Annotated in this window: 20 protein-coding genes, 1 tRNA gene and 1 pseudogene; 9 read left to right on the top strand and 13 right to left on the bottom strand. The window is 73.7% G+C overall.

The features are described from left to right. Positions 1-84: 84 nt before the first annotated feature. The 3 genes from ACH4N1_RS18240 to ACH4N1_RS18230 form a co-directional block, all read right to left on the bottom strand. A complete protein-coding gene (locus tag ACH4N1_RS18240) occupies positions 85-216 on the bottom strand; it encodes a hypothetical protein (RefSeq protein WP_398098197.1) in 132 nt (43 codons plus the stop codon). A gap of 255 nt (positions 217-471) precedes the next feature. After that, positions 472-1,203 (bottom strand): DUF4232 domain-containing protein, encoded by a 732-nt coding sequence (locus ACH4N1_RS18235; protein WP_398098195.1) that lies wholly within the window; start codon positions 1,201-1,203, stop codon positions 472-474. A gap of 142 nt (positions 1,204-1,345) precedes the next feature. Beyond that, a complete protein-coding gene (locus ACH4N1_RS18230) occupies positions 1,346-2,923 on the bottom strand; it encodes a multicopper oxidase family protein (RefSeq protein ID WP_398098193.1) in 1,578 nt (525 codons plus the stop codon). A 424-nt stretch (positions 2,924-3,347) separates the two neighbouring features. Between ACH4N1_RS18230 and ACH4N1_RS18225 the strand changes: the two genes are divergently transcribed. Further along, positions 3,348-4,223 (top strand): aminoglycoside phosphotransferase family protein, encoded by an 876-nt coding sequence (locus ACH4N1_RS18225; RefSeq protein WP_398098365.1) that lies wholly within the window; start codon positions 3,348-3,350, stop codon positions 4,221-4,223. A 57-nt stretch (positions 4,224-4,280) separates the two neighbouring features. On the opposite strand, the pseudogene cpt reads toward ACH4N1_RS18225, so the two are convergent. After that, positions 4,281-4,803 (bottom strand): annotated as a pseudogene (gene cpt / locus ACH4N1_RS18220) (chloramphenicol phosphotransferase CPT). Between the two features lie 86 nt (positions 4,804-4,889). Next, on the bottom strand, positions 4,890-5,339 hold the full coding sequence (locus ACH4N1_RS18215) for a DoxX family protein (RefSeq protein ID WP_398098191.1): 450 nt from the start codon (positions 5,337-5,339) through the stop codon (positions 4,890-4,892). Positions 5,340-5,554: 215 nt separating this feature from the next. Between ACH4N1_RS18215 and ACH4N1_RS18210 the strand changes: the two genes are divergently transcribed. The 3 genes from ACH4N1_RS18210 to ACH4N1_RS18200 all read left to right on the top strand — a co-directional run bounded on the left by ACH4N1_RS18210 (position 5,555) and on the right by ACH4N1_RS18200 (position 7,002). Then, a complete protein-coding gene (locus ACH4N1_RS18210) occupies positions 5,555-6,127 on the top strand; it encodes a snapalysin family zinc-dependent metalloprotease (RefSeq protein ID WP_398098190.1) in 573 nt (190 codons plus the stop codon). A 546-nt stretch (positions 6,128-6,673) separates the two neighbouring features. Beyond that, positions 6,674-6,877: a cold-shock protein gene (locus ACH4N1_RS18205; RefSeq protein ID WP_073499692.1), complete on the top strand. Its 204-nt coding sequence runs from the start codon at positions 6,674-6,676 to the stop codon at positions 6,875-6,877. Positions 6,878-6,925: 48 nt separating this feature from the next. After that, positions 6,926-7,002 (top strand) — tRNA-Met (locus ACH4N1_RS18200). A 66-nt stretch (positions 7,003-7,068) separates the two neighbouring features. Here ACH4N1_RS18200 and ACH4N1_RS18195 read toward each other — a convergent pair. Beyond that, positions 7,069-7,380, bottom strand: coding sequence for a hypothetical protein (locus ACH4N1_RS18195; protein ID WP_398098188.1), 312 nt, complete (start codon positions 7,378-7,380; stop codon positions 7,069-7,071). 19 nt (positions 7,381-7,399) lie between these two features. Then, positions 7,400-8,062 carry a phosphoribosyltransferase gene (locus ACH4N1_RS18190; protein WP_398098186.1) on the bottom strand — a complete coding sequence of 221 codons (663 nt, stop codon included), beginning with the start codon at positions 8,060-8,062 and terminating at the stop codon, positions 7,400-7,402. 196 nt (positions 8,063-8,258) lie between these two features. On the opposite strand from ACH4N1_RS18190, the gene ACH4N1_RS18185 reads away from it, so the two are divergent. Both ACH4N1_RS18185 and ACH4N1_RS18180 read left to right on the top strand, forming a co-directional pair. Next, positions 8,259-8,969, top strand: a complete 711-nt coding sequence (locus ACH4N1_RS18185; protein ID WP_398098364.1) for a dienelactone hydrolase family protein — start codon at positions 8,259-8,261, stop codon at positions 8,967-8,969. Positions 8,970-9,131: 162 nt separating this feature from the next. Further along, positions 9,132-9,455, top strand: coding sequence for a DUF6343 family protein (locus tag ACH4N1_RS18180; RefSeq protein ID WP_398098185.1), 324 nt, complete (start codon positions 9,132-9,134; stop codon positions 9,453-9,455). 82 nt (positions 9,456-9,537) lie between these two features. Here ACH4N1_RS18180 and ACH4N1_RS18175 read toward each other — a convergent pair whose 3' ends face one another. From ACH4N1_RS18175 to ACH4N1_RS18160, 4 genes are all read right to left on the bottom strand, one after another. Further along, positions 9,538-9,990: a YbhB/YbcL family Raf kinase inhibitor-like protein gene (locus ACH4N1_RS18175; protein ID WP_398098183.1), complete on the bottom strand. Its 453-nt coding sequence runs from the start codon at positions 9,988-9,990 to the stop codon at positions 9,538-9,540. Between the two features lie 346 nt (positions 9,991-10,336). Further along, positions 10,337-11,908 carry a DUF4139 domain-containing protein gene (locus ACH4N1_RS18170; protein ID WP_398098182.1) on the bottom strand — a complete coding sequence of 524 codons (1,572 nt, stop codon included), beginning with the start codon at positions 11,906-11,908 and terminating at the stop codon, positions 10,337-10,339. A 7-nt stretch (positions 11,909-11,915) separates the two neighbouring features. After that, the gene (locus tag ACH4N1_RS18165) at positions 11,916-14,012 is read right to left on the bottom strand and encodes a DUF4139 domain-containing protein (protein WP_398098363.1); all 2,097 of its coding nucleotides are present in this window, start codon (positions 14,010-14,012) and stop codon (positions 11,916-11,918) included. A gap of 149 nt (positions 14,013-14,161) precedes the next feature. Next, positions 14,162-15,034, bottom strand: a complete 873-nt coding sequence (locus tag ACH4N1_RS18160) for a helix-turn-helix transcriptional regulator (protein WP_398098362.1) — start codon at positions 15,032-15,034, stop codon at positions 14,162-14,164. A gap of 147 nt (positions 15,035-15,181) precedes the next feature. On the opposite strand from ACH4N1_RS18160, the gene ACH4N1_RS18155 reads away from it, so the two are divergent. Next, complete coding sequence (locus tag ACH4N1_RS18155) at positions 15,182-15,880, top strand: SDR family NAD(P)-dependent oxidoreductase (protein WP_398098180.1); 699 nt, start codon at positions 15,182-15,184, stop codon at positions 15,878-15,880. Between the two features lie 252 nt (positions 15,881-16,132). On the opposite strand, the gene ACH4N1_RS18150 is transcribed toward ACH4N1_RS18155, so the two are convergent. After that, positions 16,133-16,819, bottom strand: a complete 687-nt coding sequence (locus ACH4N1_RS18150; protein WP_398098179.1) for a hypothetical protein — start codon at positions 16,817-16,819, stop codon at positions 16,133-16,135. Between the two features lie 265 nt (positions 16,820-17,084). Between ACH4N1_RS18150 and ACH4N1_RS18145 the strand changes: the two genes are divergently transcribed. Next, positions 17,085-17,669, top strand: a complete 585-nt coding sequence (locus ACH4N1_RS18145) for a DM13 domain-containing protein (RefSeq protein ID WP_398098177.1) — start codon at positions 17,085-17,087, stop codon at positions 17,667-17,669. 89 nt (positions 17,670-17,758) lie between these two features. Here the strand turns inward: ACH4N1_RS18145 and ACH4N1_RS18140 are convergent, their stop codons facing one another. Then, positions 17,759-19,267 (bottom strand): SulP family inorganic anion transporter, encoded by a 1,509-nt coding sequence (locus ACH4N1_RS18140; protein ID WP_398098176.1) that lies wholly within the window; start codon positions 19,265-19,267, stop codon positions 17,759-17,761. A 540-nt stretch (positions 19,268-19,807) separates the two neighbouring features. On the opposite strand from ACH4N1_RS18140, the gene ACH4N1_RS18135 reads away from it, so the two are divergent. Next, complete coding sequence (locus ACH4N1_RS18135; RefSeq protein WP_398098174.1) at positions 19,808-20,212, top strand: MerR family transcriptional regulator; 405 nt, start codon at positions 19,808-19,810, stop codon at positions 20,210-20,212. The last annotated feature ends 322 nt before the right edge of the window (positions 20,213-20,534 follow it).

Here is a 20,534-nt window from a genome sequence, read left to right as displayed (position 1 = left end):
ACACCTCCGCCGGCGTCCCGCCCGCGGGCGGTCGCCCGGCCCGGCACGAACACGGTGAGCCTCACCGCGGTGCCGAGTGCGTGTTCAGGTGGTGCGGCACAGCGCGTGGTCGATGAGGTTGCGCACGGCGTCTTCCTGAGGGGCCGCGGTCTGCGGGTCCGCGGAGCGGCTGTGCGCGCAGACGGTGACAGTGCGTCGACCGTCCGGAAAGATCATGACCCGAGGCCAGGAACGACAAGGGGCACCAGCCATCCGGCATGCGCCCGGTCTTCAACGGGTGCCGGGCGTCCGGCACCGCCACCGGCCTCCCCTGAACGCGGGAGACCGGGCGGGTGTCGTGGCCCGGGCGTCGGCGGGGTCGGCCTGGAGCGGTGCCCCGCCGGCCGGCGAGCCGCCGGCCGGGTCCCGGGCCGCCGGCGGAGGGCCGGCGAGGCCACGGCTTCCCGGCGGGCGTGCGGTTCCCGGCTCGGCCTACAGGCTGAGCGCGTCCTCCGCGTTGTTCATCCACGGGGTCACGGAGTTGGTGTCGGGGGAGACGTACAGGCCCGGGGTCGAGGCGCTGAGGGGGGTCTGTTCGAGATCGGACTCGGTGTTCATGGTCATCGCGATCGAGGCGACCGTCCTGCCCTTGCCGTCGTCGGCGCCCCCCATGAGGCCGGCGTAGGCCGACTCACCCGGTTCGAGCCTGAGCGCGTCCTCGATGCCGGGGGCGGAGCCCCGTTCCGTCGCCTGGCCGTCGAGTTCGCCGAAGGTCACGATCGGGTGGCCCAGCGCCCGGCAGGCCTTCTCGCCCTTGTTGGTGATCTTCAACAGGTAGCTGCTGGTGGTCGGTTCGGCGAGGCTCGCGGTGAACTTCACGTCGTACGTGCTGCACGGGAAGACGTCGTGGTCGGCCGAGGAGCCGCCACCGGCCGAGGAGCCACCGCCGGCCGAGGAGCCACCGCCGGCCGAGCCGCTTCCGGTGCCGGCCGGGCCGCCGCCACCGGACGAGCCGGTGCCGGACGGACTTCCGGCGGGGGAAGCCGGCCCTGCCGGTGTCGTCGACGGGCTCGTGGACGGCGCCTTCGACGGGGCCGCCGACGGGCTCGTGGACGGTGTCGTGCCGGTGTCGCCCGCCGCGTCGTCCTCGGCGGGACCGCAGGCGGTCAGTGCCAGTGCGGAGAGGGCGGCGAGGACGACGGCTGCTCTGCGTGCGGTGCTCATGGCGTGGTTCCCCCGATGAGAAGCGTGGTGTGCCGGAGTGCTGCTCCAGCGTCCCGCGGGTTCTTCACAGCTTGGTGACAGGATCTCGCCGGATCCACCACCGTTCGCGCTGCCGGGGGCCGGCCTCGTCCACGGGCGGGGCTCAGCGGACGTACTCGACGATCTGCATCATGCCCTGGTCCTCGTGCTGGAGCTGGTGGCAGTGCAGCATCGAACGGCCCTCGAAGTCCTCGGCACACAGCCGGAAGGTGATCGTGCCGCGGCGCGGGATGTCGACGGTGTCGTGCCAGACGGGGGTGGCCAGCGGGCGGCCGTTGACCGCCGTGAGCAGGAAGTGGTTGGTGTGCAGGTGGAAGGAGTGGTGGGAATGGCTGTGCGAGTCGTTGGCGACGGTCCATTCCTCCACTTCGCCCAGCCGGACGCGGTGGTTGACGTGATCGGGGGAGAAGCGGCCCCAGGACAGGTCCCGTGGGCCCGCCGCGGCATCGGCGTGCGGTGTCTCTCCGTCGCCCAGGATGCGGTAGGCGTTGGGGAAGGGGCCGGAGAACACGTTGCTGTAGCTGCGGAAGGCCATGTGCCGGGTGCGGGTGGGGGCGGGCAGGCTGGTGGGCCGTCCGGGCAGGTCGGCCGGCAGTGACATGTCGCGGGGCGGGCCGGTGACGACCACCGTCATCAGGGGACGGTCGACGCCGTCCGTGATCAGCTCGTACGTACCGGGCTCACCGCCGCGGACCAGCACGTCGGCCCGACCGCCCACCGGCAGAGCCACCGTGGCGGAGGCGACGGGGGTCATGAAGGTGATGCCGTCCTGGGCGATCCGGTGCACCGTGTGCCCGTCCAGCCGCAGGGAGAGCGGGGTGAGCGCCCCGGCGTGCACGATTCGCCACCGCTGGACCTCGCCGGGCGCGAGGGTGAGGACGGGATTCCTCGCCCCGTTGACGAGGAAGGTGGGGGCGAGGCCCTCGAAGGCGCCCTCCGACGTCAGATCCGGCACCCGCCCGCCGTTCAGGCGGAGTTCGTTGACGCAGACGACGACCTCACGGGCGGCGGCGATCTCGGGGACCTCGTCGACGTCCCCCTCCACGACGAGGACGCCGGCCATGCCGTTGAGCACGTGGGTGGCCGTGGACCCGTGGTGGTGGGGGTGGTACCAGAAGGTGCCGGCGGGATGCCCGGCCGGGACCGTGACGCGGCTGCGGTGGACCGTGGTGCCACCCGGCTCCGCGGCGGGGCTGAAGGCCCGGAACACGTTGTCCGCGTCGCCCGTCGGGTCCACGTGCATGCCGTGGGTGTGCAGGTTGAAGGTGCTGAAACGGTGGGGGACGTTGATGTCCTGGTGGGGGCCCGCGGTGTCCGGCGGCAGCGCGTTGACGTGCGTGATCTCGAGGTCGTCGCCGGGGCGCACCCGCAAGGTCGGTCCGGGGACCGCTCCTTCGTAGGTACGGGTGAGGACGGTGCCCACGCCGGGGAGCGCCACTTCGGTGAGTCCGACCGTGAGCCGTGTGGTCAGGGAGCGGCGCCAGGGCGGGGTGCTGCGCGTCTCCGGCTGGGGAAAGCCGGGGCCGTCCTCGCGGCGCGGCACCGCGCGAGCGTGCGCCGGCGGCACCGCGCGAGCGCTCGCCCGCGCCGCCGCGTGCGCGCTCGTCGACGATGCCGTCAGGACCGCTCCGGCGGCGAGCGGCAGGCTCTTCAGTACACCGCGTCGGGGCAGGGTGGTCACGGGGCGCCTCCTGGGGCGGCAGACGGACGGCGGACGGTCGACGTCTGCGCGGAAAGTGACAAATGGGTATTTTTCGACACGAGAGTGATCGCAGTGTAGAGGTCGCCCGACCGCGGTCACGGTGCAACACGGCGGCCGCACAGCGGTGGCGACGGCAACCGGCGGGAGCGGTGGAGCCGGTGAGGCGGCCGGAACGGCTGGAACGGCTGGAACGGCCCAAGTGGCGCGACGGAGCGCGGAGGAAAGCGGTCGCTCCCGCTTCCACGGCCCCGTAAAGTGCCCAAGTCGTAGCAGCGGAGGGGTGGTTCGGAACGTGGAACGCAGGGCGACGCGGGAGCGGTTGGCGGACGCGGCGCGGACCGCGCTGGGCGGCGGGCGGAGACTGGAGGGTGTCACACGCGTCACGGGCGGCAGCAAGAAGGGCGTGTACCGCCTCGTGATGGACGACGCGACGACGGCGATCGCCTACCTCTGGGACGCCGCCGAGAACCACTGGCCGGCGGCCCACGGCGACGACGACCTCACCGACCCCTTCTCGCCCGGTCTCGGACTCGACCTGTTCGAGGCCGCGCACACGCGGCTGGACGCGCTCGGCGTCCGGGTCCCGGCGATCCGCTTCACCGACCGCGACGGTGCCCACCAGACGGGCGGCCTCGCGATCGTCGAGGACCTCGCGGGCGAGAACCTGGAGGAACTGCTCGCGCGCGACCCGCGCGCGGCCACCCGCGTCCTGGCCGGGCTCGGGGAGGCGCTGGAGGCGATGCGACGCCATCGGGCGCCCGCCTACGGCAAGGTGGCCGTGGCCGACGCGGGAGGAACCTCGCGGGGGTCGTCGTGCGAGGCGGTCGTCCTGGACCGCGCACTGCGGGACCTCGCCGAGGCCGCGTCGCGTGATCAGCGGATCGCGGGAGTCCGCGACCGGCTGGCGGAGCGCCTGCCGGAGCTGGCCGCGGCGGTGCGGCCGCGCGCCGAGTACGCGGTCGTGCACGGCGAACTGGGCCCGGACCACGTGCTCGTGGACGCGGACGGGAAGCCCGTGCTGATCGACATCGAGGGCACGATGTACTTCGACGTCGAGTGGGAGCACGTCTTCCTGCGGATCCGCCTGGACGACGCCTACCACCCGCTGGAGGCACCGGGCCTGGACGAGAACCGGCTCGCGCTCTACACACTGGCCCAGCGACTCTCGCTGACGGCGGGCCCGCTGCGCCTGCTCGACGGCGACTTCCCCGACCGTGCGGCCATGGCGTCCATAGCCGAGCACAACCTCGGCGAGGTGCTGGCACTGGCCCGCGCCTGAACTCCCGGTACGGGCGCCGCCGGACCTGGCCGCCCGCTGCCGGGCCGGCGCGGACGGTCAGCGGACGTGGGCGGCGATGGTCCGCGCGCACGCCAGGGACTCGGTGTGCGTGGTGTCGACCTCCAGGTCGTAGACCACCCCTCGGTGGACCGCGTCCGCCTGCGAAGCGGCCATTCCCGGGACGCGATCCCCCCGCGCGATCTCACGGCCCGCGGCGACCTAGCTCCCGCACCTGACGCCGACCCACAGCGCCGTCACGTTCCCCAGCGCCTTCTGCCACCGCTGCTGGGACCCGGCCCCGCCGAGGAAGACCTCGTCGACCACGATCCGGGCACCGGCGCGGGCCCATCGCCACGATCCCCTCGGTCCAGGCCTCCTCCAGCGCCCGGAAGTCCGCTCCGACGCTCACCCGGCCGTCCTCCGCGATCTCGAGCCCCGCCTCGGACGCCCGCAGCTTCGCGGGCAGCGCGTCGACGAACGAGTCGACCCCGAACGCGAGCCACGGATCGGGCAGTACGGCCTGGAGGCACCGCACGATGCCGGACTTCCCCGAGCTGGAACCACCGTTGAGAAGGATCATCCGAGTCGTCGTCACCGCGTCACACCAAGGGCCCGCCCCCGAGGGCGAAACGCATTTCGGAGCGGCTTCGGGGGCCGCGGCGGACGTCACCGGGACGGCTCGGTCACTCCCCGACCGGCCGGTCGCGGTCGCCCCTCCCGGCCCGTCGGAGCGGCCAGGGACAGGGCGCCCGGTCCGGAGAAGACCAGCAGCAGGAAGCCCCAGCAGAACAGGGCGGGGGAGAGGCCGCCGTTCTGCAACGGGAACAGGCCGTCCGGCTGGTGCTCGGTGAAGTAGGCGAACGCCATCACGCCCGAGCTGAGGAACGCCGCGCTGCGGGTCGCCACCCCCAGGAGGACGAGCACGCCACACGCCAGTTCGATCACTCCGGCGTACCAGAAGGGCCAGTCGCCCACCGGACTGGCCTTGCGCCCCAGCACCCCGAAGACCGTGGCGGCGCCCTCGCTGGCGAACAACAGGCCGAGGACCATGCGGAACAGGCCGAGCACGAGCGGCTGGTGCGTCGTCAGCCGGTCGCTGAGGCGCGGAGTGGTCATCGGTGCTCCTTGAGTGGCTGCGGTCCGGGTGCGGGACGACGCCTGTCATGACGCGGGGGCCGGGCTCCCGGTTCTCCCTACGTGCGGACGACGGGACTTGTTCAAGCGGCGTGGCACCGAACGACGGATTGACGGATTGACGGTCGCGGGACGTGGGCAGAGGGCCAGCAGTACGTGACATGAGCACGCCCACCTTCCCCCACAGGAGGTCGATCATGCACTCACCCACCCGCGTCCCGGTGCTGGCCGCCGCCCTCGCGGCGGCCGCCACCCTCTTCGCAGGCCCGGCCCACGCGCATGCGCAAGCCCCCGCCGACCAGCCTCTCGCGGCCCGGGTCGTCACCTACGACGCCGGCGCGTCCGCGGAGTTCCGGGCCGCCGTCGACCGCGGCGCGGCGATCTGGAACGAGAGCGTGGACAACGTCGAACTGCGCCCCGTCACCTCCGGACAACGCGCCAACATCCGGATCCTCGCCGACAACGGCTGGCCCCGCGCCCTGACCACCTCGCTCGGCAACGGCACCGTCTACATCGGACGGCAGGCCGTCGACCAGGGCTACGACACGGTCCGCATATCGGCGCACGAACTCGGCCACATTCTCGGCCTGCCGGACCGCAAACCCGGCCCCTGCACCAGCCTGATGTCGGGTTCCAGCGCCGGCGTCGCGTGCACGAACCCCTACCCGAACACGGCCGAGAAGACGGAGGTCGAGGGCAACTTCGGCGCCGCGCTCGCCCGCCCCGCGGGAACGCCGGGAACACCGGGAACGGTGACGATCGTGGACTGAGTCGCCGCCGGCCGGGCGGGCCGCCGAAGCTCTGGAGTTCCTCAAGACGCGCTTGACCCCCGGACGTCGCGGGGCATGGCCCTGGCAGAAGTTTCCGTCGGACGACCACGGGGGTCGAGTGCAGTGGAATTCATGGTGATCGCAGGGTTCGCGTTCCTCGTGATCCTGATCGCGGGAATACGCCAGGACCGGCGGCGCTTCAGGTCGCGGGGCCGGTCCTGGGGCGGTGACGGAGGCGGTGACGGGGGCGGTGACGGGGGCGGCGGCTGGTCGTGCGGCGGCGGATCGTCCTGTGGCGGTGGGTCGTCCTGCGGGGGCGGCGGCGGAGGCGACTGACCGCCATGGACGGTGTCCCCGCGCGTGCGCGGCGCCTCCGTCCGTCCATCGGCTGAGAACAGGTCACGATGGAGAAGTTTTTGAGCGCCAGGTGCGGATTGTGAGGCCCTTCGTGGGGTAGAACGGGTCTGGGACGCGATCCATGATCATGGATGGCGCCCACACCCATTGCAGCCGGCGTCCGCCGGCGAGAACGAAGGACACAGCAGTATGGCCAGCGGCACCGTGAAGTGGTTCAACGCCGAAAAGGGCTTCGGATTCATCGCCCAGGACGGCGGCGGCCCGGATGTCTTCGCGCACTACTCCAACATCTCCGGCAACGGCTACCGCGAGCTGGTGGAGGGAGAAGCGGTCACCTTCGACGTGACCCAGGGACAGAAGGGTCCCCAGGCGGAGAACATCGTCCGCGGCTGACCCCTGTGCCCAGCCCGCCCGGATCGCCGTGTAGAGTGGCAGAACCGACGCGGGGTGGAGCAGCTCGGTAGCTCGCTGGGCTCATAACCCAGAGGTCGCAGGTTCAAATCCTGTCCCCGCTACCACAGGAGAGGGGCCCGGCATCAGCCGGGCCCCTTTCTCCGTGGCCGCACCGATTCTGGTCGGGGCCGTCACAGGTGGGGTCTGAGTCCGAAGCGGGGGCCCAGGTCCGGGGTGTCCGATCCGGCCAGTTCGGTGGCGAGGCCGTGGACGGTCACCAAGTCGTGCAGCAGCTCGGCGGTCTCCTCCGGCGGCAGGCGCGAGGCGCTCGCCACCTCCTCCAGGTGGACGGCCTCGCCCTGGTGTTCCCGCTGCAGACGGCTCAACGCCTGGAAGACCCGCTCGTGCTCCTCGGAGTACGGCCCACGGCCCTCGAAGGACCGGCTCTCCGGAGCGGCCCCGCGGTCCCGCGGCGCGCCGTCGTCCCGTTTTCCACGGTCCATGATCCCGGGCTCCCTTCCCTCAGCCCCTGCCCGCGCCGGCGCCGTGTCCGTGCAGGGCCCGCGTGACCTCCTCGTCGTCGACCTGGTCGAAGTCGGTGTACCACAGGCCGACCGCCCGGAAGTCCGGCGGCTGGTGCGGGCAGACGACGTCGTCCGCCTCCGAGCGCAGGGCCGCCACCGACTCGGGTGCGCCGACCGGGACGGCGAGGACCAGCCGCGCGGGTCCTCGCCGGCGCAGGTGGCGCAGGGCGGCACGCGCGGTGACGCCGGTGGCGAGCCCGTCGTCGACGACGATCACGGTCCTGCCCGCGACGCGCGGTGCGGGCCGGTCGCCGCGGTACCGCTGTTCCCGGCGCCGCAGTTCGGTCCGCTCACGGGTCACGTCCGGGCCGAGCACGTCCTCGCTCAGGCCGAGCATCTCCACCGAGCGCCGGTCGAACAGGGGAGGATCGTCCCCGACGATCGCGCCGATGCCGGTCTCGGGGTGCCCCGGAACGCCGATCTTCCGTGCCACGAGGACGTCGAGCGGCGCCCCGAGCGCCCGGGCCACCTCGACGGCCACGGGGACGCCACCCCGGGGGAGGGCCAGCACGAGGGGATCGACGAGAGCGCCCTCCGCCGACCACTCCAGCAGCCGGGCGGCGAGTTCCCGGCCGGCGTGGCGACGGTCCTGGAATCGCATGACCTGCCACCTGCCTTCCTCGGACGAGGACGTGTGCACGGTCGTCCTCTCCTGTCCGGGGTTTCCTCCCGGACGGCGGCCAAACGGGAACTCCGCTCCCGCGAGCGGGTTCCCCTCGGCGTCGTGGGTACGCGGTGGGGGACATCCGGGTCGTGGTGATCCGCACGATCGGCCGATGGGGAAGAGGCTGATACCGATGACCTCCGACATGGTTCTGGTGCCCGCCGGGGAGGTCACGCTCTCCGGTGACCTCGTCGTCCCGGCGGCGGCGCGCGCCGTGGTGCTCTTCGCGCACGGCAGCGGCAGTTCCCGGCACAGTCCGCGCAACCGCATGGTGGCCGCCGAGCTGCGCACCGCCGGGCTGGGCACGCTGCTGATGGACCTGCTCGGCGAGCGCGAGGAGCGGCGCGACGCGCTGACCGCCGAGCACCGGTTCGACATCGCGCTCCTGGGCCGACGGCTCGTGGCCGCGATCGACTGGCTGGGGGCCCGGCCCGACACCCACGACCTGCCCCTCGTCCTGTTCGGCGCCAGTACCGGTGCCGCGGCGGCGCTGGTGGCGGCCGCCGAACGGCCGGACCGCGTGCTGACCGTGGTGTCGCGGGGCGGGCGCCCGGATCTCGCCGGGGACGCCCTGGAGCAGGTGACGGTCCCGGTACTGCTCCTGGTCGGCGGGCGGGACCATCAGGTGCTGGCCCTGAACCAGGAGGCGGCCCGGCGGATGCGGTGCCCGCACGCCCTGCACGTCGTCCCCAGGGCGACGCACCTGTTCGAGGAACCGGGCGCTCTGGAACACGTCGCCGTGACGGCCAGGCGGTGGTGCGACGACCGGCTGCGCTCCGAGCCCGAGTCCCGGACGACCGCGCGGCCGGGACCGGCTCGGACTCCGGCCCGCAACGAGAAGTGACCGGTCAGGACGCGGATCCGCCGCCCGGCGCGGCGCACGGTGCCGGAGACGACGTGAAGACGCCGACGGGCGCCGGGGGCGGCCACCGCTTGCCGCCGGCGCCGCTGTGCGCCGTGCGCGGAAGGCACGGCGGGAGCCGGACCGGTGTGGAGGAGGAACACCATGGGCGCATCGGGTCCGGGACGCCGTGAGCGGCGGGCGCGTTCGGGGACGATCGGACGGCGCTTCCCGAGGACCGGGACCGAACCGGCCACCGCGCAGAGCCCCCTCGCACTGCGCCTGCTCCTGTCGGGTGTCTTCGTGCCGGTGTTCGTCGCTGCGGCCGTCGTCCTCGCCGTGTGGGCCGCCCGCTCGGGTCCGGGCGACAGCCCGGGACGTGGCCCGCTGGTCGCCGTCGCCGTCCTGTGCGGGGCTCTGGCCCTGTCGGCCGCGGTCGATCTCCTGGTGGTCGGGCGTCGGCTGCGGCGCGAGCGGGACGCACGGTGACGGCGTGACGCGGGGCCGTAGGGTCGCGGGGTCGCGGGGTCGCGGCGAGGATGTCTCTCCTGCCGTGGGCCCCGGTTCTCGGTCAGCGCCGGTAGAGCGCCACGAGGGTGCCGACGGCGAGTCGCCGGTCGTCGACGGCCCGGTGGATCCGTTCGGCGCTCGGCGCCTCGGGGAGGACGCACGGCTCCCCGAGCGCGTACAGGCGGAAGTGGTACCGGTGTGCGTCGTCTCCCGGCGGTGGGTGCGGTCCGCCCCAGCCCCGTTCGTGGAAGCCGTTGACCAGTTCGGTGCCGCCGGGCGGGGCCCCGCCCGCTTCCGTACCGTCGCTGCGGGGGTCGATGCCGACCACCACCCAGTGCACGAACGTGCCCGACGGCGCGTCGGGGTCCTCGCACAACAGCACCAGCTCGGTCGCCTCGTCCGGGATGCCGCTCCACGCCAGCGGCGGGGATTCGTTCTCTCCTTCGTACGCGTACCTGCGCGCCAGGACGGCGTGGTCGTCGAACGCGCTGCTGGTGAGTTCGATGCCGGCCATGGAATCCGGAGTACCCGCCTGAGTGCGCGCGTACCGGCTGGGCGGACCGGCGCGCCGCCACCGGGCGCGCCGGATCATGCAACGGTGTTGCAACGTACGGCCCGGCAGGATGGCCGGTGCCCGGGCGGCGGCCTCGCCCGTGCCGGAGCGACCGGCCCCGTGCTGACGGCGGTACGGGGCCGGTGGCCGGTCGCCCGTCCCGCCACGTCGTCGACCCGCCGGGCGTCCGCCGGCCCTGCTCCGGGACGGAGGCGGGCCGGCGGCCCGCGGTGACGGTGCCGTGGTCACCCCGCGACAGCGGGCGGTTCACGACCGGCGAGGGCCGGGCGGGCGTGCGCCCCCTGCCTCACGGTCCCGGCAGTCCCGTCACCTTCGCGCTCGCCGACAGCTCGTAGACCAGGGTGATCGTGCGACGGCCGCCGGGAGGCAGGACGACGTCCCAGCGGACGATGCCCTCCGCGTCGACCGTGTCGGGCACGGGGGAGCAGGCCTCCTCGCGCAGGCGCACCTCCACCGCCGAGACCTCGGAGACGGGCACGCGCTCCCGCACGGTGACGGTCCGTTCGGCCCGTTCGGCGGGGGCGGAGAACCGGGAGAGGTGCAGCCTGACGGTGTGGGTGGTCACGGTCCGCTGGGTCAGGCCGGGGGAGGCGTGGGACTCCTCGGCGTGCCGGACCACGCGGTAGTCGTCGCAGCTTCCGAAGGCCAGCTCGACGGGGGCGCCCGGGGCCGTGAAGTCCAGGATGCCGCGGCCGGTGAACCCGCTGTCGCGGACCAGGTCCACGGGCCCGGCGAGCAGGGCGTGGCCCGAGCGGTTGTCGAACCGTGCGACGCGGGTGACCAGGGGCGACAGCTCGGGCGCGCAGGCGTACTCGCTTCGCGCCGCCGTGGTGAAGGCGGACAGGGGCACGCGGTGGGCGCGGCCGTCCGCGGGCACCGAGACCGGCGCGGAGGCGTCGAGCACGCGGGTCTCGCCGCCGTCGGCGACTCCCGGCAGGCCGATCACGGGGGCGGGGCCGAGGTCGCCGATCTCCTGTTCGCGCAGCTCGACGTCGACCGTGCGGCGCTCCGCCGCGGTGCGGTCCGTGAGCGTCAGCCGGTCCTCCCGCAGGCGCGGCGGTTCGGCGGCCGACGCGGACCGGGCCGTCGACAACGTCAGCCGTACGTCCGACCAGTCCTCGCCGGTGCGCTGCCAGACCATCGCGTCGGTCTCCAGCGTGAGGGAGTCCCCGTCGAGCACGGCCCGGTAGACGGGCCGCCACAGCGCGCACGGGGTGAGGTGGGTCAGGCGCAGCCCCACCGGGCCGGCGGCGCCGGCCTCCACGGTCAGTTCGACGTACCCGACCAGCTCGGCGGGTTCCGTCTCCGCGAGGTCCACGGCCCGCTGTGCCTCAGCGAGTTCGGCGGCCAGGGCGGTCAGTCCGGCTTCCGCGGCGCGCAGCCGCTCACCGTACGCGTCGCGCTCGGCGTCCACCCGGTCCAGTTCGCGGGCCCAGCGCGGTCCCTCGGTCTCCCCGTGACCGGCGCCCTCGCCGATCTCCCGCAGCAGGTCGGCGGCGAGACGGCCGAGCAGGTCGAGGCGGGACCGCAGCCGGTCGCGGCGCTGCTCGACGGCGAGCCGTTCCTCTTCGAGGGCGTGCACGTGCCGGCGGAGGGCGGAGTCGTCGTCGGCGGACGGCAGCGGCCCGCGCGGCGTCCACGCGCGGACGATCCGCACGTCGAGCACGGTCGCGCCGTGCCCGGCGGTCAGTTCGGCGTGCAGGGTGCGGTCGACGGCCAGCGCGCTGACCGGCCCGAGGCGCAGCTGCTGGACACCTGCCCGCAGGTCGAGCACGGCGGCGCGTTCGACGAGGGCGCGGTCCTCCAGGCAGGTGACGGCGGTGACGGGGAGGGCGATCGGCTTCGGGGCCGTGGACATGGATGGGTCAGCTCCTGCGGTTGCCGCCGACGAGGGTCTTGCCGGCCGGGATGCGGATCTCGTAGCCGCCGTCGAGAGCGGTGGTGCCGCCGGCGGGCAGCGTCACCCGCCAGACGCGGGTGCCGGGTGCGTGCCGGTCGGACCCGGCACCGTCCTCGGGCGCCGTCCAGTCCGCCCGTTCCTCGATCCGGACGTCCGGGTCGGAGGTCACCGGCACCGGCTCGCGGACCTCGACGGTCACGGGCCCGGCGAGCCGGTTGGCCAGTTCCACGTGCACGCGGTGGTCGAGCACGGTGATGTTGTTGCGCAGGCCCGCCGTCGACTCGCGCAGGTTCGTGCGGCGGGTGACCCGGATGCCCTCGGCCGGCCCGAGTCCCACCCGGCGCACACCGCCGGGCGCGAGGGTGGGCAGTGCGGCGGTCAGCAGGAAGTCGTCGTCGACGGTGACCTCCACCGGGCCGGCCAGCAGAGCCTGGTCGGTGGCGTTGGAGAGCACGAGGGTGGCGTACACGGTCGGCTCCACCGACGGCACGCACAGGTACTCGGTGCGCAGACCGACCGGGATCTCGCCGACGGTGACGGTGTGCCAGGTGCCGTCCGAGGGGATGTCGGCGCGGGCGGCGGCGTCGAAGCGGTGGTCGAAGGAGCCCGCCGACTCGCGGGGCCGCACGGCGTGCCCGGGCAGCGGCAGTGCGGCCACCGCCTCGGCGCGGCGCCGGTGCTCGGCCGCCACCGGGTCGAAGGCGGCGTCGGGAAACAGCCGGCCCCGGCGGTCGCCCTGCTCGTCGGGGCCGCACAACACCAGTGCCGCGTAGTCGAGTTCGGCGCCGCTGGGCTGCGGCGGACCGACCGCCGGACCGACCGCCGGACCGACCGCCGGGGCGGGCGGCGGCGGGGGTGCGGCCCGGCCCGGAGCCGGGGGCGCCTTGGCGGCGGGAGCGGCGAAGGCCCTGGCGGCGCTGCGCGGGGCGCCGCCCGGACGCGACCTGACCGGCTGTGCGAGGTCCGGCACCGGGCCGCCGAAGGGCATCGGAGGGGTGACGGGCGGGCCGCCGGGCGCCGCGGGCAGGGGCGGGGGCCCGCCGTAGGACGGCGGCGGGGGGACCGGGGGAGCGAGGGCGGCCGCGCCGGCCACGGGCGCCGCCCCCGGACCCCTGGGAGCGGCGGCCGTGGCCGGACGCGGGCCCGGGGTGTCGTATCCGGTGAACAGGTCGGCGAGTCCGGCCGGGGGCTCGCGCCAGCCGGAGGGGGCGGGGGCGGGCTGGCGGCGCCCGATCCGGACCGAACCGAGCCTCGGCAGACCGGTGCGGCGCCGCAGGTCGGCGGTGGACAGGGCGACCCGTACGCCCGTCCAGTCCTCCCCGGTGCGCTGGGCGACCGAGGCGCGCAGCACCAGACGGCCGCTGTCCTCGCCCCGGCGGTGGCCGAGACGGTAGGCCGGCACCCAGACGGCACCCGGCACCCCGTACTCCAGTTCCAGCTCCGCTTCCGCGTCACCGGTGCCGCCGACGAGGGTGAGGACCGCGGAGACCGTGGTCGCGACGTGCGCCGGCGGCACGTCGGTGGAGGCGCGGGCCAGCCGGTCCGTGGCGACGGCGAGGTCGTGCTCGACGAGGCGCAGTGCCTCGTCGAGTTCGGTGAGGCGGGCGTGCAGGTCCGTCAGCCGTTGTTCGACGAAGTCGGCGAGTTCCAGCCACGCGTCGACCGGGGTGCGCCGGTGCGGGTCGTCGCGCCTGCGGGCCGGCGGGACCGGGTGCAGGGCCGCGACTTCCCGGATCAGATCCAGCTGCCGGTCCCGACGCCCCTGTGCCGCCGCGTACGCGTCCCCCAGCCGCTCCACCTCGCGCCGCAACCCGTCGGGGACGGCGGCCTCCCGCGGCTCGGCCCCGACCTCCACCCTGGCCTCGACGACACGCACGCCGGGAGCGCCGAGGACGCGTGCCCGCAGTGAGCCGGGGTCCAGCGAGCGGGGCAGCCCCGTCACCCGTACCCGCCCGTCCGGCGGCACGCTGCCGCGGGCCAGACGGCGGCAGAGCGCGCCCTGCGCGTACACCACGACCGAATCGAGGGCCGACCCCCAACTCGGTGCTTCTTCCACCCGCATGTGCGCCCCCACCGTGTCCGTGCCGAGCACAGCCTACGTCCCGTGCGCGTCCCGTCGCGATGACCGGATGCCGCTCGGTGACGGGGCGACGGGCCGACGGGCCGAGGGGGCGACGGGGCTACGGGTGACGGGTGACGGGTGACGGGAGATCAGGGGGAGGGCGTGGGCCTGCTGTCGGCATCGGCGGACATGGCGAGCCGCAGCCTGTCCTCGTCCGTGCTGCCGGGCGACGCGGTCAGGATCACGATCTTGAGTTCGGAGTCGCCGTCGGTCAGGACGTCGCAGTCCACTTCCACGCGCCCGACCGTGGGATGTTCGACCGTCTTGCGGTCCTCGCGGTGCGCGGCCACCGTGCCGCTCGCCCACAGCCGGGCGAAGGTGGGATTGCCCGCGGCGAGGACCCGGATCAGCTCGTTCAGGCGTGCGTCGTGGGGGAAGAGGCCGGACGCCCGGCGCAGGTCCGACACGACGGCGAGGTCGGAACGGTCGCGGTTCTCCTCGAACACCGGCCAGCGTGCGACGCGTCCGCACCCGGATCCGACGGGGAACCGTTCACGGGCGAAGTTGCGCAGTTCCGGCGGTGTCGTCGCCGGGTCGCCGAGCAGCGCCGCCCACCCCGGGTTCCAGTGGATCAACTGCCAGTCCGCGGCGAACACGGCGACCGCGGCGTCCCCGAGCCGGTCCAGCAGCCGGTGGATTCCCGGCGGGACACGGTCGGGGACCGGTTCCTCGTCCACGGGGGCCAGTCCGGCCATGCGGTGGAGGTGGTCACGTTCGGGGCGGGTCAGGCGCAGGGCGTCCGCGAGGGAGGCGACCACCTGCGCGGAAGGGCGCGTGGCCCGGCCCTGCTCCAGGCGCACCACGTAGTCGACCGAGAGGCCGGCACGCTCGGCGAGTTCCTCGCGGCGCAGTCCGGTCGCGCGGCGCGCACGGCCGGACGGCAGTCCCGCGGACGACGGGGACAGCCGCTCCCGCCAGGCGCGGATCGTCGCGCCCAGACCGACGCCCCGCTGTGTCGCCATGACCTGCTGTGTCGCCATGCCGTGCTGCGTCGCCATGCCGTGCTGCGTTTCCATGCCGTCCATCCTGCCCCGTCCGACGGTGGTACTGCCGTTCCTACGGTCGCGGCATCCCTGGCGGACCTCCGCCGCGTCGCGAACGATCGACGCATGACCACCATCTTCATCACCGGAGCCAACAAGGGTCTCGGCCACGAGACCGCCCGCCGCCTCACCGCACTCGGCCACACCGTGATCGTGGGAGCCCGCGACCCGGAACGGGGTGCCGCTGCCGCCACCGCACTGGGTGCGCGGTTCGTCCGGATCGATGTCACCGACGACGCCTCCGTCGCCGCCGCGGCGGCCGACGTCGCCGCCCACGAGGGCGTGCTGGACGTTCTCGTCAACAACGCGGGCGTGCCCGGTCCGTACGGCGATCCGAGCGAGCTGACCGGCGCGGACGCTCTCGGCGTCTTCGACGTCAACGTCTTCGGCGTGGTCCGGACGACCACGGCCTTCCTGCCGTTGCTGCGCCGGTCCCCGGACCCCGTCATCGTCAACGTCAGCAGCGGGATGGGATCGCTCGCCTTCACCCACGACCCGTCACGCGCCGAGTCGGCGGTCGTCGTGCCCCTCTACACCGCCTCCAAGGCGGCCCTCACAATGCTGACCACGCAGTACGCCAAGGCGTTCCCGGACATCCGCGTCAATGCCGCCGATCCCGGCTACACGGCGACCGACCTCAACGGCCACAGCGGTCCCCAGACCGTCACCGAGGGCACCGACGCGATCGTCCGGCTGGCGACCGAGGGGCCCGGCGCCGGTTCGGGACGCTTCGTCGACCGCGCCGGTCCGATCGACCTGTTCTGAGGTCCCGCTTCGACCCACCGGCGGCAGCCGCGGGCGGGCCGTCCCCGGGCGCGGCCGGTCGGGCGGCCGCCCAGGGAGGTGAGGTGCTCCGTGTGAACGACGCCGGCCGGCACTCCCCGCGGCGTGGCGGGAACGGGTCCGCCGCGCGCCCCGCGTGACGGCCGGACGCCCGGGGCGCGGGCGGTCCGGGTCGCCGCGCGGTGACCGCGGCGACCTCGTGGACCACGCGGTGCGGGAGCCGTCGGCCCCGCCTTACGCGGACTGTCCCTCTCGCGGCACCTCTTCCGCGCTCGCGGCCGGGGCGGTGGGAGCCTCCGGGGAGGTGTAGAAGACGGACGAGCCCTGCTTGCTGCGCTGGGCGTGGTTCTTGGCCACCAGCCCTTCGAGGGTGGTGCGCACGACGGTGGTCTTGATGCCCCGCTCGGGGTACCGCTCACCCAGCGACTGGGCCACCTCGGCCGCGGAGCGCGGCTCGCTCTGGCCGGCGAGGTGCTCGCGGACGAGGGAGACGAGCGAGGGCTGATCCGTCTTCGGGGCCGTCTTACGGGCCCCCGCCTTCGTGACGGCCTGCTTCGTGACGGCCGGCTTCGGAGCCGCCGCCGGCTTGGCGGCCTTCGGCCGGCGGGAGGCGCCTGCCGAGGCCTTCTTCCGGGGAGCGGGCACCGCCGCGGCCTTCTCGTCCGAGGTCTTCTCGACCGCGGCCTTCTTGTCGGCGGTCTTCTCGACCGCGGGCGCGGCGGGCGCGGACTCCACACCGAGGGCCTGCTGCACGTTCAGCAGTACCGTGCGGTCCTTCTCCAGGGAGGCCAACTGCTCCTGCAGCGCGGCGATCTCACCGGCGATGCGGTCCTGCTCCTTGAGGTTGCGCTCCAGGTCACCGGCGACCTGCGCCGCATACTGGCTGGTCACCCCGTTTGTCTGGGTGGTGGTCTCGGACATGACGCTCACGCTCCTTGATAGGACCCGACAGGTCGCGGGCCGCCGACCCACGGCATGTACGGCGTTGTGTCGAAGTGATACTACGGAGCGCGGCCTTCCCTCGGTCGGTCTCCGCCCGGTCTCCGCCCGCACCGCGTTGCCGCCGTTCGAACAGTGCGACCGGCGCGACGTAAGGATTCCGTCATCGGCCACGGGGTGCGCGACGGTCGTCCGCGCCCGTTGAATGGACGGACGACGAAGTGAACTCCTGAGGATCGGGGCGGAGATGGGGCGTGTGCGCAGGGCACTGACCGGGCCGTTGGCCATCGCGGTGCTGGTGGTGGCGGTGGCGGGCGTCGGATTCGGCCTGTACTGGTTCCAGCCGTGGAAGCTGTGGCAGGACGAGACCGTCCAAGAGGCGCTCCCCGGAGCCGTGAGCGCCCCGGCCCCTCCGGCGTCGGCTCCCGCACCGGCCCCCTCGGACGAGCCCTCCGGGCAGTCCGCCCCGGCCACCGGTCCGCACACATGGGCGAGCGGTGAGTTGATCAGCCACGAGCACGCCACCTCGGGCACGGTGAAGCTCGTACGGCTGGCCGACGGCTCCCACGTCGTCCGGCTGGAGAACCTGGACACCAGCAACGGACCGGACCTGCGCGTCTGGCTGACCGACGCGCCGGTGCGGCGGGGCCGCGCCGGATGGCATGTCTTCGACGACGGGAAGCACGTCAGCCTCGGCAGGCTCAAGGGCAACAAGGGAAGCCAGAACTACGCCCTCCCCGCCGACGTGGATCCCTCGGACTACCGCAGTGTCAGCATTTGGTGCGACCGCTTCGACGTGTCCTTCGGCGCGGCCGAACTCACCCGCGCCTGAGGGGCGTTCGTCTTCACGGTGGCGCCCCGTGGCCGTGCTGTCGTCCCGCGCCCGCCTTCCGCCTTTCGCCGCGCGCCGACGGCGTCCGGTCAGCCGCTGCCCGTGAGTTCGCCGCTGAGGGTCCCGTGGAGGCGGGCGCTGGCCTCGTTGAGGCCGGTGATCTCGACGGTCTTGCCGCGCTGGGCGTACTTGTGCTCGATGGCGTCCAGCGCGGCGACGGAGGAGGCGTCCCAGATGTGGGCGGCGGACAGGTCGATGACGACGCGGTCGGCTTCGGTGGTGTAGTCGAAGCGGTCGACGAGGTCGTTGGAGGAGGCGAAGAACAGCTCACCGGTGACCCGGTGGACGACGGTCGAGCCGTCGGGGCCGGTGACCGAGCTGACCTCGGCGAAGTGGGCGACACGCTTGGCGAAGACGACCATCGCCGTGACCGAGCCGACGACGACACCGATGGCGAGGTTGTGGGTGGCGACCACGCACACGACGGTCACCACCATGACGGTGATCTCCCCGGCCGGCATCCGCCTGAGTGTCTTCGGCGCGACGGAGTGCCAGTCGAACGTGGCCACCGACACCATGACCATCACGGCGACGAGCGCGGCCATGGGGATGTCCGAGACGACCGGGCCGAAGACGACGCACAGCACCATCAGGAAGGCGCCCGCCAGGAACGTCGACAGACGGGTACGGGCGCCGGACACCCGTACGTTGATCATCGTCTGGCCGATCATGGCGCAGCCGCCCATGCCGCCGAAGAAGCCGGTGACGATGTTGGCGACGCCCTGCCCGACCGACTCACGGGTCTTGGACGAGTGGGTGTCGGTGATGTCGTCGACCAGCTTGGCGGTCATCAGCGACTCCATCAGCCCGACCAGGGCCATGGCGAGCGCGTAGGGGGCGACGGTGGTCAGGGTGTCCAGCGTGAACGGCACGTCCGGCAGACCGGGCACCGGCAGCGCGGAGGGAAGGTCCCCCTTGTCGCCGACGGTCGGCACCGCGATCCCCGCCGCGACGGTGATGACCGTGAGGATGACGATGGACACCAGCGGGGCCGGGACCACCGTGGTGACCTTGGGGAAGAACACCATGAGGGCCAGCCCGGCGGCGATCAGCGGATAGACCGGCCAGGGCACGTCCGTCATCTCCGGAACCTGTGCCAGGAAGATCAGGACGGCCAGGGAGTTGACGAAGCCGACCATCACGCTGCGCGGCACGAACCGCATCAGCTTCGCCACCCCGAGGGCGCCCAGGGCGATCTGGATGACGCCGGCCAGGATGACGGCCGCGACCAGGTGGCCGAAGCCGTGCTCGCGGTTCAGCGGGGCGATGACCAGGGCGACGGCACCGGTCGCCGCGGAGATCATCGCCGGCCGGCCGCCGACCACGGCGATGGTCACGGCCATGGTGAAGGAGGCGAACAGGCCGATGGCCGGGTCGACCCCGGCGATGATCGAGAACGAGATCGCCTCCGGGATCAGCGCCAGGGCGACCACCAGACCGGCCAGCACCTCGGTGCGCAGCACCTTCGGGTCGGACAGCCAGAGGGGACGTCGGGGGCCACGCAGCCACGCGGCCGGGGACAGTACGGAGAAAGACAAGAGGAGGCAGACCTGTCGTGCTCGGGCACACCCGGCATCACGGCGGGCGTGCGGAAAGGGTGTGGGGACGGCGTCGGGATGTGGAGGGCGCGAACGACCGGGGCGGCCCTCCACGAGGTCCGCGAGGGGCGGAACGGGACCGGCGGGCGGAACGGGACCGGCGGGCGGAACGGGACCGGCGGGCGGCTCGGAAGCGGGCCGTGAGGCGGCGGGCACCGCCCGGCGGCCAGGGCCTCTCGTTCGGGTCGGGCCGGGCTCGCGGGGGCCGGCCCGACCCGAACGAAAGACCCCGGGGCTCACGGCGGAAAGGCGGCGACGCCGGTCGTCACGGACACGCGCACACTCTCTCCTGCGGACAGTTGATTTCACCGGGGGCTTCGTCGGCCCCGGCACGACGGACGGCCCGGGATGGCGGGCCCGCACCGGGAGAAAGGCACGGCGGGGAGCCGTCCCCGGACCGGGGCAACCCTACCCTAACGTTAGAGTAGAGATCGGCGTCGGCTTCCGGTGGCCGCCGCCAGAGACGAGAAGGGCGCCCGTGTGAGCAGCGAGCACATGCAGATCGGCGAGGTCGCCGCACGGACCGAGCTGTCGCTGCGCACCATCCGGCACTACGAGGACGCCGGTCTCGTCATCCCCTCCGCCCGCTCCCAGGGCGGTTTCCGTCTCTACACCGAGGCGGACGTCGCGCGCCTGATGGTCATCCGCCGGATGAAACCCCTCGGCTTCACCCTGGACGAGATGCGCAGCCTGCTGGAGGCGACGGACCGCCTGGACTCGGACGACGAACTGCCACCCGCGGAGCGCGAGGAGCTGCGGGGGCGCATCCGCGGCTTCGAACAGGCCGCGCAGCGGCGGATGGAGGATCTGCGCGTCCAGCTGGCACGCGCCGAGGAGTTCGCGGCCGCGCTCGCCGAGCGACTGACCCGGACCACGGCGCCCTGACCGATGGGTCGGTGAACCGTGACGTCTCGACCGGTGGGTCGGTGAACCGTGAGGCCCGATCGGTTGGTCGGTGAACCGTGAGGCCCGATCGGTTGGTCGGTGAACCGTGAGGCCCGATCGGTGGGCCTGCGAACCGTGAGGCCCTGAGCGGCGGGCCTGCGAATCGTGACGCCCCGACCGGCGGGCCGGTCGGCCGTGAGGCCCCGGCCGGCGGGCCGGCGGAGCGCCCGCGTCGGTCGAGCGTCGGTGCGGGGCGCGGTGGTCCGAGCGGTGTCCGCGCGGCGGAGGCCCTGGTCGTCCCGTGCCGCGTCGAGACCCTCAC

The sequence above is a fragment of the Streptomyces sp. NPDC017202 genome, from assembly GCF_044331705.1.
GTDB lineage: Bacteria > Actinomycetota > Actinomycetes > Streptomycetales > Streptomycetaceae > Streptomyces.
Note: the sequence above shows the minus strand (reverse complement) of the source record. Positions and strands in the feature narration are given on the sequence as shown.